Here is a 16084-nt window from a genome sequence, read left to right as displayed (position 1 = left end):
TTGGGTGACACAAAAAAAGAGGCTGGCTCAAATGAGCCGGCCTCTTTTTTTATTTAGAATTTAAACCCAAAGGTTATGTAGGGTACTGTTTCTTCTTTGGAATGCCCTACCACTGCGGTGATGATGAGCGCGTTGATGGGCGCAATATAAACGCCGCCGCCATATCCATCGTGCCATACGTGGGAGGTTTCATTTTCCCGCCATATGCGGCCTATATCATTGAAGGCTATCAGTCCTACGCCTGCGGGCAGCAGATATGTTTTCAGGTCGAATAACTTCACGCGTATTTCTGTATTGTTATACACGCTGGCGTCGCCGGCAAAGCGGAAATTGCGGTACCCGCGCAGGTTTTGAACGCCGCCTACGGTGAGTGCCTGGAAGTACTCGTAGTTCCCCCAAAGTTTACCACCACCAAAACGGCTGACGATTACAAAATTTGCCGGGATGCGGAAGCTCATGTATAAGCTCAGATCCGATTGCAGCGAAGTAGTATTGTGACTGTTATCATTTACACCAAAGTTACCTGCGTAGGTGGTAGTCCACAGGATACCGCGGGTAGGAATGATCTTGTTGTTACGGGTATCGATAGTAGCCACTATTTTACCACCGGCATATGCTTTATTGGCGTAGATACCAGCAGAATCCAGGCCGTTGTCTTTGAAGTCGGTAATGAAACGGTCGTGGTTTTCATCCTTATTAAAAGCGTAGTTATTGAATGTAGGACCATACGCAATGGTCATATGATTTCCTATGCTGGTACGCAGCAATGCTTCTGCTGTATAAAAGTTATACCGTGCGCGATAGTAGGAAATGGTTTTATTATCCGACTTATCGAATACGGTTTCATTTCCATACCCGAAGAAGTTGATGGTATTGTTGGGCGCTTTTGCTCTTGCAAACAGCAGCAGGTCAGATTTCCCGATGACGTCTGTATATTCTCCTTCATAGCGGAAGTTCCAGGCGCGGGTGGCTACTGCGTGGGTGGCGGTGAACAGGTGTTTAGTGGAGAACGGCTCCCGGCGCCATGCGTGGCGGGTAATAGACAAGCCTACACCGAGCAGCAAACCATCGTCGCGGTTGTAGCCACCGGCCAGTAACGGCATTGTTTTTTCGTATTGGAAGGCGCTGCGGTTATATTTGATATTAGCAGGATCGTTGGACAGGCGGCGTTGTTCATTGCCGGTGAGGGCGAAACTATCTTTGCCGGATCGCTGATCGTATATACGTACCCGTTTGCCCGCCCTGCTGGTGGTGCTGTCGATATAGGCATCTGCCTCCTTGCCGCCGATGAGACGTATGCGTATGGGCGTTGCGTTATCGCCTTTTATCACAAAGCGATCGTTGCCACCCATGCCATATACATTTACTTCTTTGGTTACAGTGGGGTCGAAGGTGCGAGAGTAGATGTTTTGCTGAACGGCTCCTTTCTTGCTGATCTTGAATATATCCAGGGCTACTTTACCACCCGGTTGTTTTTCCACGGAGATGAGTTCATTCTTTTCTGTGGCCGGCACGTCAACGCCTTTGGCGAGGAAGCGGTAGTATTTCAGTGTATTTTTTTCCAGGATGTTACGGCGGGCAGATAATTTTTCTATCATCATGGGCCCTACCAGCGACTGGATAGTATCTGGAAAAGCTTTTACAGCAGCGTTGATCACGCTGTCGGTCATCTTCCTTAAAAGCTTATCTGTTTGTTTCTTCCAATCTTCTTCATCCATTTCGTTGAGGAAAGAGCGATCGAAGTAACGGGTGCTGAAGTTGAAGCCATTGATATCCGGGATGTTTTTCCGGAAGCCCTGGATAGCCGGCATGAACCATGGGCGGGCAGCCTGGCGGGGAATAAAACCTCCGTTCAGGAAAAACGCCTGGTCGCGGTCACGGGGTACCGGGTAATAAAATTCTTCTCCTTTGTGCTTTTCCTTATACCAGCGCCACTGGTCATCGTGGCGATCGAAATCCATGATGTACATATCAAAGATGCGGGCGCGGAGCACGGATTTCTGATCTATATGTTCATCATTATCTCCCCAGATCTTTGCCAGTACCTTTGGTGTGTTGTAAGTTTTATCGTTGCTGCCGGTAACGGGTTCCCTTTCTTCAAAGAGGAATACTTCGTTTCCGTAGTCGTTTGCATAGATGCCGAGCGAGCTATCGGCGGGGAGGTATACAAAAGTAGGATTGGTGTGCGGCACGCCGGCGGCTTCTGCCAATACGCTTACTGCCAGCGGGGCATAGGGGTTGGCGGCGGAGATCTGGTCCTGTACTACTTCGCGGGCAATGGTTTCGCGCAGCTGTTCAGGAATAGCTGCCAGCGGGAACTTTTTCAGGGAGCGCATGGACCATTCGGTGCCGGTGCTGTCTTCCAGGCGGAGGGAGTGTGTTTGTTTTCCACCGCCGCGTTGCAGGATCTTCAGGCCGCCTTTAGCGATTTTAAGGTCCAGTACCGGGAAGTTCAACGGCGTGGCCCATACTTTCCGGTAATTTTCTCCCAGCAATTTTTTATGAAAGTTAGAGACCTGTACATACTGTGTATCGGCAGCTACCCTGATAAAGGGAGGCAGTGATGCCGGCGGAGTATAGGTAAGCGCCTGTTGCGGAATGTCCTGCAGGCGGAACAGGTTATTACTGAAAACGGGTTGTGCGCCGTTATCAGCCGTATAATACTGGACGCGCACAGTGCTGTCGGACATTAATTCGATGGTGCTAAAACCGTTATCTGTACTGGCAAAAAGGGATTTAACGCCTTTTTTTACGCGGTTATTTTTTGCGCCGCTGCCACTTACCACATAGGCGTTCTGCTGATCTTTTATAAGCTGTAGGGTGTGATCATGACCGGACACAAATACAACGGGGCCATGTGGCTTCAGGGCAGCTTCCACTCCTTTGATCATCTGCTGGTACTTTGGATTGGGAATATCTTCCGGGGTACCAAAAACGCCGCGGGCAATGGGATAGATAGAACCTATCACCGGCAGAGGCACATACAGTGCGGGGCGCAGGTCTGTTAGCGGGAAAATATGTTGCTTGATCGTATAATATCCTCCGTGGATGCCGTAGCTGCGGAAAGGGTGATGGGTAGCAAATATGATCAGTTTGTTGCGGTTGGTAGCCACTATTTCCGACAGCCGGGTAAGGATCTCGTCGTTGTCTTTACAATCGCAGGAGGATTCCAGTCCGGGTTTCTGATAAGGGAACACCCACCATTCGCTATCCATAATGATGAGGGTAATATTATCAGAGATCTTTACTTCTATGGGGCCGGGGCATCCTTCTTTGGGTTCAAACTGTACGTTATCGAGGTGTTGGGAATCCACATACTGTTGTTGGTTGCGGATAATATCCCATCCATCGGGTTTGCTTTTGTCCCAGTCGTGGTTACCGGGAATAATATACCCCTGGGCTTTGGTACCGCGTACCAGGTTGATCTGGTAGTCGATGATTTCTTTGGCTACCTGGAACTTGCTGCTGGCGGAGTCGGGTAACCCGTGCGGATATACGTTATCGCCCAGGAAGAGGATGGTATTGCGGCTGTCCTGGAGGTCGAAGGTATTGCGTACGGCATCCACTACGGAGTTTTTGCCGTTGTCGTGCAGTTCCCCGGCGTCGCCGATAAGGATTACACGTTTCACTACCTGCGGCGACTGGGCGTAGGTGGCAGTACCTGTGAAGATTAGCAGGGCAATATAGATGATGGTTGATCTGATCATTTGGTCTTGTAGGTAAATTTAAGAATATTGGCGGTACCGTCGTATCCGCCTTCATTGGAAATATACATATCGCCGTTTGGCGCGAAGGCCAGTCCTTCCGGTTGAAGGAACAGGCGGTGTTTAAGGTTGTAGGCTTCCTGCACGTGACCCTGAAGATCGGCAATTACGAGCAGTCCGTTTACTGAGGCGATGATGTACAATCGCTTTTCAATGGGATGAATGGCTGCTGCAGATGGTTTGAAGAACCGCATATCAGAACCGGCCAGGCGGGCAATTTCCTGGTTATTGAATTTATAGACAGCTGTGGTATCAAATGTTTTGGTAGCCAGATCGAAGCGGTAGGCGCTGGTTACGCCAAGGCGTTTATCATCTTCACAGTTCTTACAGATCATCACAATCCCGTTATGAGCCGAATCGTAGTAGGTGGTTTCAAACTCCTTCTTCCCGGTTTTGGGCATTTTGTGATGATCGCTGTAAACGCTGTCGGTGAACAGGCCGTGGACCTGGAACAGGGAGCCGTTGCTTTTCAACACAAACCAGCCGCTATCTGTATGACAGATATCTTCATAATCCCCGTCTTTTGCAAATTTAAAATGGGGATAAGGTTCTTTTGCCAATACATCCAGCTGGTAGATGCGGCCTTCCTCATCGTTAATGGCCATGATCTTGTGCTCATCGGGGAATAATTCTATACCCGAGATTTCCTGCATAGATTCCCTGACCCGGTAGCGTACCGGCTCTTTTAAATCGTAACCACGGGGAGAGGCGTATACTTTTTGTTCCCTGTCGCTCAGATTACATGACAGTAAGAAAAGGAGAAATATTAACCCGATGCGGACATCCATAGTGTAACTTTATGGCATAAATTTAACTCAAAAATGCAGTAACTTAGGCTCAATTTGCGATTTGTAATACGCGAAATAGCGAACATACCGTTATTAGTACGATAAAAAGTACAAAGTATAAAGCGTATTTCGCAGTTCCTTATCTTAATTTTCGTCTTCCTTATGCAAAAGAATGCTATTATAGATGCAGCCCGGGACTATGTTTTAGCCCAGTATCAGCAACACCCGCGCCCTAACCTGGTTTATCATAATCTCGTACATACGCAACAGGTAGTACAGGCTGCCGGGCAAATTGCGGCTCATTACCGCCTGCAGGACGACGAATTAGCGGCAGTATATGTGGCTGCCTGGTTTCATGACGCCGGGTATCTCCTGGGCGAAGGCAGCGCCCACGAAGAAAACGGCGCCAAAGAGGCCCTGCAATTCTTACAGCAACAACAGGCGCCTGAAAATGTTCAGTCGATGGTGCAGGGCGCTATCCTGGCTACCAAAATGCCCCAGTCGCCGCACAACCTGGTGGAACAGATTGTTTGTGACGCCGACCTCTCTCACCTGGGGTCCAAAGAGTTCCCCGACCGGAACAAACTGCTCCGGCACGAAATGGAGCTCACCTACCAAACCGATATTCCCGCCATCAAATGGCTGAATACAAATATTACCTTTTTAACGGACCATCATTACTGGACCGACTATGCCCAAACTTTGTTTAAACAACAGAAAGAAGAGAACCTGGAGAAGCTGAAAAAGAAGCTGGAGAAAAAAACAAAAGAAGCAGCTGAAAATAATATCCCTGCTGTCACCGCCATTCCCGGTACAGACGTTTCCGGCGAGGCGCCTGCTACCGCCACTGAAAAAAAGAAAAAAGACAAGGGCAAGGACAAAGCCGGCAAATCGGAACGTGGCGTGGAAACGATGTTCAGAACCACTTCCACCAATCATATCCGCCTCAGCTCCATGGCCGACAGCAAAGCGCATATCATGATTTCGGTGAATTCCATTATCATTTCGGTGATATTGAGCGTGCTGGTAAGGCGACTGGAAGATTATCCGAATATGGTGATCCCGTCTATTATTTTCCTTTTCACGGCAGTACTCACGGTCATCTTTTCGGTGCTGGCCACCCGCCCGAATGTAACCAGTGGCATCTTCACCAAAGCGGATATCGAAAAGAAAGATGCCAACCTCCTGTTCTTTGGCAACTTTTATAAGATGCACCTGGAAGAATACCAGTGGGGAATAAAACAGATGATGGATGACTCTGAATTCCTGTACAGCAGCATGACAAGAGACATTTATTACCTCGGCGTAGTGCTGGGTCATAAATACAAACTGCTGCGTATTTCCTATAATATTTTCATGTTTGGTCTTATCATTTCTGTATTCGCTTTCCTGATTGCAGCAATTTTCTTCCCGGTAAAAGCATAATGATTCATGGGTGTTCCTTTATATAACCGCGATCTCAGCTGGTTATCCTTTAATTACCGGGTGTTGTTGATGGCGGCAGACCAACAGGTACCACTATACGAAAGGATTAAATTCCTTTCCATCTTTTCTTCCAACCTCGATGAATTTTTCCGGGTGAGAATGCCGGCTATACTTACAATTAACCGGGTACTGGAAAATGATCCGGCAGCCGGTGAAAATGAATCCATCAGCAGCGATACCTTACAACAGGTGCTGCAGGAAATAAACCGGCAGCAACAGGAATACGGCCAGATCTTCACCGGCAGCGTGTTGCCGGACCTGCAGGCACAGGGCGTACAATTGTATTATAATCAACCCTTCCAAACTGCTCATCTCTCCTTTACAAAATATTATTTCCTTACTACTGTACTGGCCTATTTGCAGCCAGTATGGCTCAATGGGAAACATAAAAAATTATTTCTTGAAAACAATCAGCTGTACCTGGCGGTAACGCTGGTACCTGAAAATAATACGGGCATACAGGAATTTGTAATTGTGAATATTCCTGCCGACCTGCCGCGTTTTCAGCAGCTGCCATCGCTGGATGGTATTCATTACATTGCTTTTCTCGACGATATTATCCGTGCTCATTTGTCCTACCTTTTCCCGGGCTATACGGTGGAAAGTTGTCATAGTGTGAAGCTTACCCGCAATGCTGAAATGGATATGGACGAAATGAAAGGCGATATCCTGGAAGAAGTGGAAACGTTGATCCGTAAACGTGAGTTAGGCGTACCTACCCGTTTCCTGTATGACGCCGCCATTTCCCGGTCACTGCTGCATTTCCTGGCCATCCAGTTTGATGTACAGGAGGATGAACAGGTAATGGGCGGACGTTATCATAACCTGAAAGACCTGGCTAACCTGCCCGCACCGGCAGGATTACAACAGGTGGATTATCCCAAAGTAATACCTGCCGAAAACAAAGCCATTGTGGCTACCGACCGGTTGCTGGACCTCGTATTACAACAGGACCTGCTGGTACATCTCCCCTATCAGCGATATGATTACATCCTGCGCTTCTTTAACGAAGCCGCCGCAGACCCGGATGTGGCGGAAATATATGTAACGCTGTACCGCATTGCTTCCGGTTCACAGATCGCACAGGCGCTTATCAGCGCGGCTAAGAACGGGAAAAAGGTAACGGTGTTTGTGGAATTGAAAGCGCGCTTTGACGAAGCCAATAATATCCGCTGGGCAAAGAAAATGAAGGATGCCGGCGTAAAACTTATTTATAGTATTCCGGGCATGAAAGTACACGCCAAAACAGCACTGGTAAAACGTAACCGTGGATACCAGTGGGATTATTGCGGCCTTATTGCTACCGGTAATTTTAATGAAAGCACCGCACGTTTTTATACTGATCATGTTTTGTTTACCGGGCATAAGGAAATTACCCGGGAGATGGAACTGCTGTTCCTCTATCTTCAAAGCAGGGAGCAACCAGCCGGTTACCAGTTTTTACAGTTCCAGCATTTGCTGGTAGCGCAGTTTAATATGACAACGCGTTTTTCCGGGTTGATAGACCGGGAAATTGTTCACGTAAAAGAAGGGAAACCCGGCAGGATCATCATCAAAATAAATAACCTGCAGGAAAGAGGGATGATCAGTAAACTGTATGAAGCCAGCGAAGCAGGCGTACAGATAGACCTGATTGTGCGCAGTATCAATTGTCTGGTACCGGATATCCCGGAAAGTAAAAATATCCGCATTACGCGTATTGTAGACCGGTACCTGGAACATGCGCGGGTATTCATCTTCCATAATAATAACCAGGAAGAAGTATATATGGGTTCGGCCGACTGGATGAACCGTAACCTCCATCGCAGGATAGAGGTATGTGTGCCGGTATATGATCCGGCGTTGCAGCAACAGCTGAAAGATATTGTTCTTTTGCAGTTGCAGGACCCTGCCAAAGCCCAGCTGGCCATCCAGCAGTATGTGCAAAATATAGTGTAAATTAGATATCCTGATTAATTGTTTTTTATGAAGAAGTTTGTTTGGACGTTGTTATTGAGTATGGCATTTGCGATTCCTGCCACACAGGCGCAAACACATGACCTGGAGCATATTTACAATCCTGCTGCTGATGCCAAGGCAGATATGGCCGCTGCTGTAAAAAAGGCAGCGAAGGAACAGAAACATGTGTTGCTGCAAATTGGTGGTAACTGGTGTATCTGGTGTAAACGATTATATAAATTTATAGAAGATGATGCCGAGCTGAAAGCGGCACTGAATGATAATTATGTAGTGTATCATCTTAACTACAGCAAGGAAAACAAGAACCTGCCTGTGCTGAAAGAGCTGGGTTATCCGCAGCGCTTTGGTTTCCCGGTGCTGGTAATACTGGATGCGAAAGGTAACCGGCTGCATACGCAGAATTCCGGTTTGCTGGAATCGGCAGATACCTATGATAAAAAGAAAGTGCAGGAGTTCCTGAAACAATGGTCACCCGCTGCGTTGCAGCCTTCCCATTATATCAACGAATAGCATCGTCATGGATAACGGCATTACCACTTTTAATACGGATGCTGTGCAATCTTTTCAGAAGTTTGCACAGCATCCGTTTAAGTTTTCGGCCTACCTGTTCTGGAAGCTGCCGGCAGCCTGGCTTTCAGGGGTGCGGTTAAAATCGCTGGCAACCAATAGCTGTGTAACCACGGTTCCTTTCCGGTGGTTGTCGCAAAACCCGTTCAGGTCTACCTACTTTGCCTGCCTGGCGATGGCTGCAGAACTCAGCACCGGTTTACCCGCCATGATGTATGTGCGCAGCGCTCCGCGGCGTGTATCCATGCTCGTTACCGGCATGGAATCCACTTTTGTAAAAAAAGGCCACGGGCCTTACCACCTTTACCTGCTCCGAACTGCCGCTGCTGAGGGCTACTATAGAGCGGGCGTTAAATGATAATTCCGCAGAAACGGTAACCCTGCACAGTGAAGGCAGGGATAAAGACGGCATATTAATTGCCTCCTTCGCGATCACCTGGTCGTTTAAATGTAAATCGTAAAATGTTGAACTCCGTTCACGCTAAATTTCAGATATGAAAATTGCATTTCATGGTGCTGCACGCACTGTTACGGGATCAAAGCACCTGATCACACTTAAGAATGGCAAAAAGATTTTATTGGATTGTGGTATGTTCCAAGGCATGGGTCATGAAACAGATGCTCTTAACAGGGACTTTGGTTTTGATCCGCAGGAAGTAACGTATATGGTGTTGTCGCATGCACATATCGACCATTCCGGACTTATACCGCGACTGGTGAAACTTGGATTCAGAGGGAATATTTTCTGCACACCGGCCACCCGTGACCTGGCGGAAATATTGTTACTCGACTCTGCCGAAATACAACGCGATGATGCGAAATACACCAATAAAAAAATGGCGAAAGAAGGACTTCCTTTTATAGAGCCGTTGTATAGTGTAGATGATGCCAAACTGGCCATTGACCGGTTGAAGCCCATGGATTACCGTACCTGGACGAACATTGATAAGGACATACAGCTGATGTTCACCGACGCCGGGCATATTGTGGGCGCCGCGTCTGTACACCTGCGTATCACGGAAAACGGTAAAACAGAGCAGATCTCTTTCAGCGGCGATATTGGCCGCTATAACGATGCGATACTGAAATCGCCGGAGATGTTTCCACAGGCAGATTACATCCTGATAGAATCTACCTATGGCAGCACGCTGCATGCAGACGCCGCTCCCGCTGATGCTGAGCTGCTGCGGCATATCCGGGAAACCTGTATGGAAAAAAGAGGGAAGCTGATCATTCCGGCTTTCAGTGTAGGCCGTACACAGGAATTGCTGTACGCGTTGAACAATGCGCAACTGGCGGGCAAGCTGCCAAAGGTTGACATTTTTGTTGACAGCCCGCTGTCGACAGAAGCAACTGCGGTTACCAAAGCGCATCCCGAAGTATTTAACAGGGAGGTGGCTGCTATTCTGAAAAAGGATGATGATCCGTTTGACTTCCCCGGGCTGCATTACATTAAAACGGTAGATGAATCCAAAGCGTTGAATTTCCGCCAGGAACCTTGCGTGATCATTTCCGCATCGGGCATGGCAGAAGCCGGGCGTGTGAAGCATCATATCGCCAATAACATCGACAATGCCCGTAATACCATCCTGATTGTGGGTTATTGTGAGCCGCAATCGCTCGGTGGTAAGCTGATGCGCGGGGCCAAGGAGGTATCTATTTATGGTACCCGTTTCCATGTAAATGCGGCGGTAGGCGTGATCCGTTCTATGAGTGCGCACGGCGACTATGAAGATCTAAGCCAGTGGCTGGCGTGTCAGCAACCGAAAGAGGTGAAAAAACTTTTCCTGGTACATGGAGAGTATGATGTGCAGCAAATCTTCAAGGCATGGTTGTTTAAAAAAGGCTTCCTGGATATTGAAATTCCGGAACGGCATTATGAAACCGGTCTTGCCTAAAATATTCCGGCAAATGGGAAGGCTTGCTACTTTCCCATTTGCTATTCTTCCACAAACGGGAACCACAGGTTCACCCTTGTTCCCAGTGCTTTCCCTTCTTCATCTGTCAGGTCTTCTATATCGAAGCTGGCATCCACATTAAAGCGGCTGTTATACAGAGAGAGGCGGTCGCGGGTAATTTGCAGTCCGCGGGATTGGTGACGGGGTTTGCTCAGGCGCTTCATGGCTGCAGATTTTTCTCTTCCGATACCGTTATCTTCTATGGTACATAAAATGCGGTCATCTACCTTTTTAAAGGTGATGGTTACTTTGCCTTTCCCTTTATCGTGCAGTAACCCGTGCCAGATGGCATTTTCCACGAATGGCTGAATGATCATGGTGGGTACATCCACCATGTTGGCGTCGAGAGTGGGGTCGACGATGATTTCGTATTCAAACTCGTCGCTGAAGCGGAGTTTCTCCAATTCCATATAATTTTCCAGCACACTGATTTCCTGGGCTACGGTGGTATTATTGAGTTGTGAATTATCGAGTACGTTGCGGATCAGTTTTGCGAAGCGGCTCAGGTAGGCCAGGGCCTGTTCTGTTTCGCTTTTCATCATAAAGGTTTGGATAGAGTTCAGCGCATTAAAAATAAAGTGCGGGTTCATCTGGGCGCGCAGCGCTTTCATTTCCAGCTGGGCAATTTGTTGTTGAATAGCTTCGCGTTGTTTTGCTTCTCTTTTAATACCTGCAATGCGAAGGCGGTAGTAGAGGTATACCAGTGAAGCTGCCAGCAGCAGGCATAATAGCCGGAACCAGGAGGTTTGCCAGAAGGCGGGTTTAATAAAGATCTGTAATGCAGTGATATGTTCAGAGAAGGTGCCCGCGGTATTTACAGCACGTACGCGGAAGGTATAATTACCGGGAGGCAGGTTGGTATATTTTGCTACCAGTAAATTATCGGTAAGCACCCAGTTTTCATCTACGCCTTCCAGCTGATAGTAATAGCGGATCTTTTCTTGGTGGTATTGCAGGCTTTTAAACTCTATGCTGATAAAGTTTTGTTTATAGCTGAGTGTAACCGGCACGCTGTCCTGCAGTGCGGCATGGATCAGTACAATACTGTCGAGTGCTTTAAGGTTTACAATAGTAACATCCGGTGGTGGCGGCGCTACGCGCAGGCTGGTGGGGTCGAAGGTAACAATATGATCAGATGCGCCTACGAGCAGGTTGCCATCATCCAGTTTTACGATGCGGCGTCTTACTTTGCGGGTGTTATCGATGATATCATCACCCTCGATGAAGGTTTCCACCCGGTTGTCTGCCACATGATAGCGATAAAATCCGTATTGGGTGGTAAACCATATTTTGCCTGGCCCATCTTCTTCCATGCTCAGTACCCACTGATCAAACAGCTTAGTGTTAATGAGGAGCGGTTTATAAGTATGGCGCAGCGTGTTATAAACCCAGAGTCCGTGATCGGTGCCGGCCAGTAATGTGGTGTCGTTAAAACGGCGGAGGGAGGTAATATTGCTGTATACTTTTGCATCCAGTTCAAATGTTTGCCGGTGGGTGATGCGGCGTGAGCGGGTATTGAACTGTATAAGACCTGCACTGCTGGAGCCGAGCCACAGGAGGGAATCTCCATCCGGAACGATATCCGTTACAGAAACGGGTCTTTTCAGGGAATCTGTTATTTCATGATAGTGTTGAAAAGTATTTTGTTGAGGGTTCCAGCTGGCGAGTCCGCGTTTGTATAATCCTATCCAAACGGTGGAATCGTGTTGTGGTTTCAGGTTGAGTATTGTTTGTTCGTAGAGTACGGGCGACGTGAGGTGTTTTATGAATTTCCCGGTGGCGGGATTAAACAGCGAGACGAATGCATTTTCCTGTCCGACGAGGATGGTCCCGTCTTTCAGTTCTGCGAAAGTCCATACCAGTCCCCGTTCCTCCGGGAGTGTGTATGCGGGGTCGCCATTATCGTGTACATAGTTGCGGATCAGTTCCAGGTTGGCATTTAAGCGGCTGAAGCCTTTTCCCCAGTATCCTATGTACACATCGCCGTTGGAAGCCTGGAAAACGCCGGTTACTTCCGTTGCCGGCAGGTGTTGTTGGGTGTTGGCGAAAGTGGTTCTGTTGTCGAGGATACGGAATGTTTTGTTGTGCAGGCTAAGGATATTTATTCCCAGGTCGGTACCGATCCAGAGGTGGCCTTCGCGGTCGCTGAGAAAGCAATTCGCTTCGTAGGTATAATGAAATCCTTTTTCGTCTGCATTGTCGGCGGCGATGTTCAGATCAAAGCGTTTCAGTTCGCGGTTATAGCGGAATATGCCTCCTTTTTCGGTGGCTATCCAGAGGTTTTTATCGCTGTCGGTTACCAGGTCGAAGATGGCATCATAAGCTTCATTATATTTTTTGCCTTCCGGAGCATCGAAGGTATAATGCGAGAGTTGGCGGGAAGCAGGATCGTAGTTATACAAAAGTCCGTGTCTGCCGGCCAGCCATACCTGGTGATAGGGATCGGTAAATATTTTCTTGAAGGTGTTATCGATGTTGAGTACCGGCAGTTGCTGCGGGTTATTGGCCGCATTGTATAAATTTTTCCGTTGGCGGTCAAGGATATATACACCGTGTTTTCCGCTGATCCAGAGGTTACCGCTTTCGTCTTCCATGATGGCATCCATCATCTGGATGCGGTCTTCTTCAGGGATGATAGACGCTTTCTGAAAGTGAAATAACTTTTCATCGAAGCGTAGCAGTCCGTCGTGCGTGGTGGCCCATATTACGCCATCATGATCTTCCAGGATCTGGCTGCATTGCAGTCCTTCCGGCCGGACGTCCCTGCCGGCTACCAGGAGGGCTCTTACCTGGTCGGTAGCGGGGTCATATAACCGGATGTTATCGGGTGTTCCCATCCAGATGCGGCCTTTTTTATCTTCACAAAGGCAAATGTCGTCGTAATAGATAGAGCCGGGTACCCTGTCGAAACTGGCCACTGTTACCAGGTTAGTGCCGTCGTAACGTTGTAATGCGGTGCTGGCAATCCAAATAAACCCTTTCCGGTCCTGCATTACTGCGGAAACGTGGTTGCTGGCCAGGCCGTTGCTGATATCGAGGTGGGTGAAGTTGTAGGTAGCATTTCCCCGTTTCTGGGCATTGGCGTTGGTGAGGGACAATATCATCCACAGCAGGTAAAAGCTATACCTGACTACAGTTTGCCATCGTTGGTCGTGTGCCTTTATAGGACCATTAATCATTTCAGTTTCAGGGAAAGGAGTGCTGTTGGAATAAATGTACTAAATGTTGTTGTGAATTTGTTGCAGGAGGCAACTTTGTAGCAAAACTTTCGCGGGGGAATGAGCATAAAATGTCTGAAATAAAAGAAGGACTTCTTTGCAGAAGTCCTTCTTTTTTGTACCACGTACGGGATTCGAACCCGTGATTCCTCCGTGAAAGGGAGGCGTCTTAACCCCTTGACCAACGCGGCATTTTCGTTTGGGATTGCAAAGATAGGAAAATGTTTTACAAACCAAAACTTTTTTTCGATTCTTTATCAAAGGTAAGAAGATTATGAAGAAAACACGGTAGCCAGGCTGACTTATTGTTTCAATCCTGCAATTAAATTTATCGTTAATGCTACTACAAACGTGTTCAGCAAAAAGGACAATAAACCATGCGCCAATGCCGTGCGCCGGATCACTCTGCCGGTGATTTCCACATCGGAAACCTGGAAGGTCATACCGATCACGAAAGCGAAATAAGCGAAGTCGATATAGTCCGGTTTTTTTTCTTTGGGAAACTCCAGTCCTTCTGCCTGTTTGGTATTGTCATCTTCTGCATCGTCGTAATACAAATGGGTATAATGAAAAGTGAGCGTAGTATGTACCATTGTCCATGAAGCCAGCATGCCGGAAACGGCCACCGGGAGATACAGGATCTTTGAAAGACCGGTCAGCTCTTTTGACAACATCATTAACAATACCAGTACCAGGCTCGCTACAGATGCTACTACCACTGTTAATGTAACGAAAGTGCGGCTGCCATCATCTATCCTCGCCCAGGTGCGGATCTCTTCAATGGTACGGTTGAAAAAAACAATCCACCCGGTGGTGATATAGGAAATGGCGAAGATATTCCATAACAATGCAGTCAGCACCAACGGATGCATTGTTATCTTCAGTAATAAAAACGCAATAAACACCAGGAGCGTGAATCCCAAACTTACCAGCACCCGTTGTAACGGATGCATACTCACCAACAGGGAAGCGACTTTCTTTTTTTTCATAGCAGACAACTTGATCTCTAAAGATACCTAAAAATAAGAGCATCTTACCTGCCGCAAGGAAGTTCGCTTGGCATTATCCATTCTCTTAAAATAATATCCAACAGATATTTCGTAGCATATAAAATGACTGAACGGGTAAGATCTTTGTTAAACACTTTGGAAGAAATCTGAGAAACCCGGCATTAGAAACAACTGCTTCCTGCAACCTTTTTTTGTTTATGACGTCTGATATATACGATGTACCCAGGACGCCTTCCTATTCTTTCGGATGAAGACATGATAAAAAAAATCATGGAGGGCGACCCTCATGCGGCTACCCTATTGCTCCGCAGCACCGAAAAACTGGTAGCAAATATTATCTTTAAGATGATCAGTAACCCGTCGGACAGAAAAGACATAATGCAGGATATCTATCTCAAGGTATTCAGGTATCTTCCGAAATTCCGTTTTCAATCCCGGCTGTCTACCTGGGTTGCGCAAATCAGCTACACCACCTGTTTAGACCATTTGCAAAAATACAGGCCGGAACTGACCGACATTCCTGATGATGATAAATTGCTTTTACGCGAAAGCGCCTGGCAGGAAATCAACAAGGATACATTAGATGCCAGCCAGCTACTTTCCCTGAAAGAAAGAGCAGAGATCCTGGAAAAGCTTAGTGCTGCGTTACCACCTGTCTACCGTACACTTATTACTTTATTTCATAAAGAAGAGCTCAGTATTGATGAGATCATGAACATCACAGGACTTCCTGCCGGAACAGTTAAAAACTATTTGTTCCGCGCAAGAAAAGTATTGAAGGAACGATTACTTGATTATTACTCAAAAGAGCATTTATGAGCAAGATACATTTAAGTGAAGAACAGCTCCAGCGCTATGCACTTGAAGAGTTCGCGGACCCGGCGGCCGCCAGACACATTGCGGATTGCCTCCACTGTCAAATGCAGATCAGGACTTACCAAATGCTGTATAACCATATCAAAGAAAGCGAAGTTCCCTTACCGGATTTCGAAACAGCGCATCTCATTCCTGATCTGTTGTCTGCAGCTAGTGCGCCCGACAGAAAAGAGGCCTGGTATCTATATGGCTTGCTGTTTGGCGCCATCGGCCTGGTGACCGCAGGGTTAATAGCGTGTTGGAGTACGATCAGCTGGATCTTTTCGGGCATCGCTGCGGTGGGCCTTGTACCGGGATTGTTGCTGTTATCCGGCGTATTGATCATGCAGTTTATGGAACTATATAACACTTACCGGAAAAAGATCAGGACATTAAATCTTGAGTAAAACTGCAACCTGAAAACCGGTATGAAGGTCTAATGATAAATAACACATCAGGGGCATGCCGGCTTCATCATTA

General features: G+C 47.4%; 11 protein-coding genes and 1 tRNA gene. 7 read left to right on the top strand and 5 right to left on the bottom strand.

The genetic code is table 11. The annotated features are described in order from the left end of the window. Positions 1 to 53: 53 nt before the first annotated feature. Both QFZ48_RS14055 and QFZ48_RS14050 read right to left on the bottom strand, forming a co-directional pair. On the bottom strand, positions 54 to 3707 hold the full coding sequence (locus QFZ48_RS14055) for a BamA/TamA family outer membrane protein (protein WP_429062686.1): 3654 nt from the start codon (positions 3705 to 3707) through the stop codon (positions 54 to 56). After that, entirely contained in the window at positions 3704 to 4552 is an 849-nt protein-coding gene (locus tag QFZ48_RS14050) for a hypothetical protein (protein WP_429042019.1), read from the bottom strand. The genes QFZ48_RS14055 and QFZ48_RS14050 overlap by 4 nt, the downstream gene beginning before the upstream one ends. Positions 4553 to 4714: 162 nt before the next feature. Between QFZ48_RS14050 and QFZ48_RS14045 the strand changes: the two genes are divergently transcribed. The 5 genes from QFZ48_RS14045 (at position 4715) to QFZ48_RS14025 (ending at position 10461) form a co-directional block, all read left to right on the top strand. Continuing rightward, positions 4715 to 5977: a Pycsar system effector family protein gene (locus QFZ48_RS14045; RefSeq protein ID WP_429042021.1), complete on the top strand. Its 1263-nt coding sequence runs from the start codon at positions 4715 to 4717 to the stop codon at positions 5975 to 5977. Positions 5978 to 5983: 6 nt separating this feature from the next. Beyond that, on the top strand, positions 5984 to 7975 hold the full coding sequence (gene ppk1, locus QFZ48_RS14040; protein ID WP_429062684.1) for a polyphosphate kinase 1: 1992 nt from the start codon (positions 5984 to 5986) through the stop codon (positions 7973 to 7975). 27 nt (positions 7976 to 8002) lie between these two features. Further along, entirely contained in the window at positions 8003 to 8506 is a 504-nt protein-coding gene (locus QFZ48_RS14035; protein WP_429042026.1) for a thioredoxin family protein, read from the top strand. Between the two features lie 7 nt (positions 8507 to 8513). Next, on the top strand, positions 8514 to 8921 hold the full coding sequence (locus QFZ48_RS14030; RefSeq protein ID WP_429062682.1) for a DUF4442 domain-containing protein: 408 nt from the start codon (positions 8514 to 8516) through the stop codon (positions 8919 to 8921). 136 nt (positions 8922 to 9057) lie between these two features. Next, positions 9058 to 10461: an MBL fold metallo-hydrolase RNA specificity domain-containing protein gene (locus QFZ48_RS14025; RefSeq protein WP_429062680.1), complete on the top strand. Its 1404-nt coding sequence runs from the start codon at positions 9058 to 9060 to the stop codon at positions 10459 to 10461. 41 nt (positions 10462 to 10502) lie between these two features. Here the strand turns inward: QFZ48_RS14025 and QFZ48_RS14020 are convergent, their stop codons facing one another. The 3 genes from QFZ48_RS14020 to QFZ48_RS14010 all read right to left on the bottom strand — a co-directional run bounded on the left by QFZ48_RS14020 (position 10503) and on the right by QFZ48_RS14010 (position 14728). Further along, on the bottom strand, positions 10503 to 13700 hold the full coding sequence (locus QFZ48_RS14020) for a two-component regulator propeller domain-containing protein (protein WP_429062678.1): 3198 nt from the start codon (positions 13698 to 13700) through the stop codon (positions 10503 to 10505). 158 nt (positions 13701 to 13858) lie between these two features. Further along, a tRNA-Glu gene (locus QFZ48_RS14015) sits at positions 13859 to 13930 on the bottom strand. 111 nt (positions 13931 to 14041) lie between these two features. Beyond that, positions 14042 to 14728, bottom strand: a complete 687-nt coding sequence (locus QFZ48_RS14010; RefSeq protein ID WP_429042035.1) for a DUF1345 domain-containing protein — start codon at positions 14726 to 14728, stop codon at positions 14042 to 14044. A 276-nt stretch (positions 14729 to 15004) separates the two neighbouring features. Here QFZ48_RS14010 and QFZ48_RS14005 point away from each other — a divergent pair, with 276 nt between their 5' ends. Then, the gene (locus QFZ48_RS14005; RefSeq protein ID WP_429042037.1) at positions 15005 to 15568 is read left to right on the top strand and encodes an RNA polymerase sigma factor; all 564 of its coding nucleotides are present in this window, start codon (positions 15005 to 15007) and stop codon (positions 15566 to 15568) included. Further along, positions 15565 to 16011 (top strand): hypothetical protein, encoded by a 447-nt coding sequence (locus QFZ48_RS14000; protein ID WP_429042039.1) that lies wholly within the window; start codon positions 15565 to 15567, stop codon positions 16009 to 16011. The genes QFZ48_RS14005 and QFZ48_RS14000 overlap by 4 nt, the downstream gene beginning before the upstream one ends. The last annotated feature ends 73 nt before the right edge of the window (positions 16012 to 16084 follow it).

It is taken from the genome of Chitinophaga sp. W2I13, assembly GCF_050434005.1.
Taxonomy (GTDB): Bacteria; Bacteroidota; Bacteroidia; order Chitinophagales; family Chitinophagaceae; genus Chitinophaga.
The sequence above is the reverse complement of the archived record's forward strand: the minus strand, read 5'-3'. Positions and strand labels throughout refer to the sequence as shown.

Coding starts and splice junctions, on each gene's coding strand:
- QFZ48_RS14030 (WP_429062682.1), top strand. CDS start 8,514: ATGGATAACGGCATTACCACTTTTAATACGGATGCTGTGCAATCTTTT.
- QFZ48_RS14000 (WP_429042039.1), top strand. CDS start 15,565: ATGAGCAAGATACATTTAAGTGAAGAACAGCTCCAGCGCTATGCACTT.
- QFZ48_RS14055 (WP_429062686.1), bottom strand. CDS start 3,707: ATGATCAGATCAACCATCATCTATATTGCCCTGCTAATCTTCACAGGT.
- QFZ48_RS14005 (WP_429042037.1), top strand. CDS start 15,005: ATGATAAAAAAAATCATGGAGGGCGACCCTCATGCGGCTACCCTATTG.
- QFZ48_RS14045 (WP_429042021.1), top strand. CDS start 4,715: ATGCAAAAGAATGCTATTATAGATGCAGCCCGGGACTATGTTTTAGCC.
- QFZ48_RS14025 (WP_429062680.1), top strand. CDS start 9,058: ATGAAAATTGCATTTCATGGTGCTGCACGCACTGTTACGGGATCAAAG.
- QFZ48_RS14020 (WP_429062678.1), bottom strand. CDS start 13,700: ATGATTAATGGTCCTATAAAGGCACACGACCAACGATGGCAAACTGTA.
- ppk1 (WP_429062684.1), top strand. CDS start 5,984: ATGGGTGTTCCTTTATATAACCGCGATCTCAGCTGGTTATCCTTTAAT.
- QFZ48_RS14010 (WP_429042035.1), bottom strand. CDS start 14,728: ATGAAAAAAAAGAAAGTCGCTTCCCTGTTGGTGAGTATGCATCCGTTA.
- QFZ48_RS14050 (WP_429042019.1), bottom strand. CDS start 4,552: ATGGATGTCCGCATCGGGTTAATATTTCTCCTTTTCTTACTGTCATGT.
- QFZ48_RS14035 (WP_429042026.1), top strand. CDS start 8,003: ATGAAGAAGTTTGTTTGGACGTTGTTATTGAGTATGGCATTTGCGATT.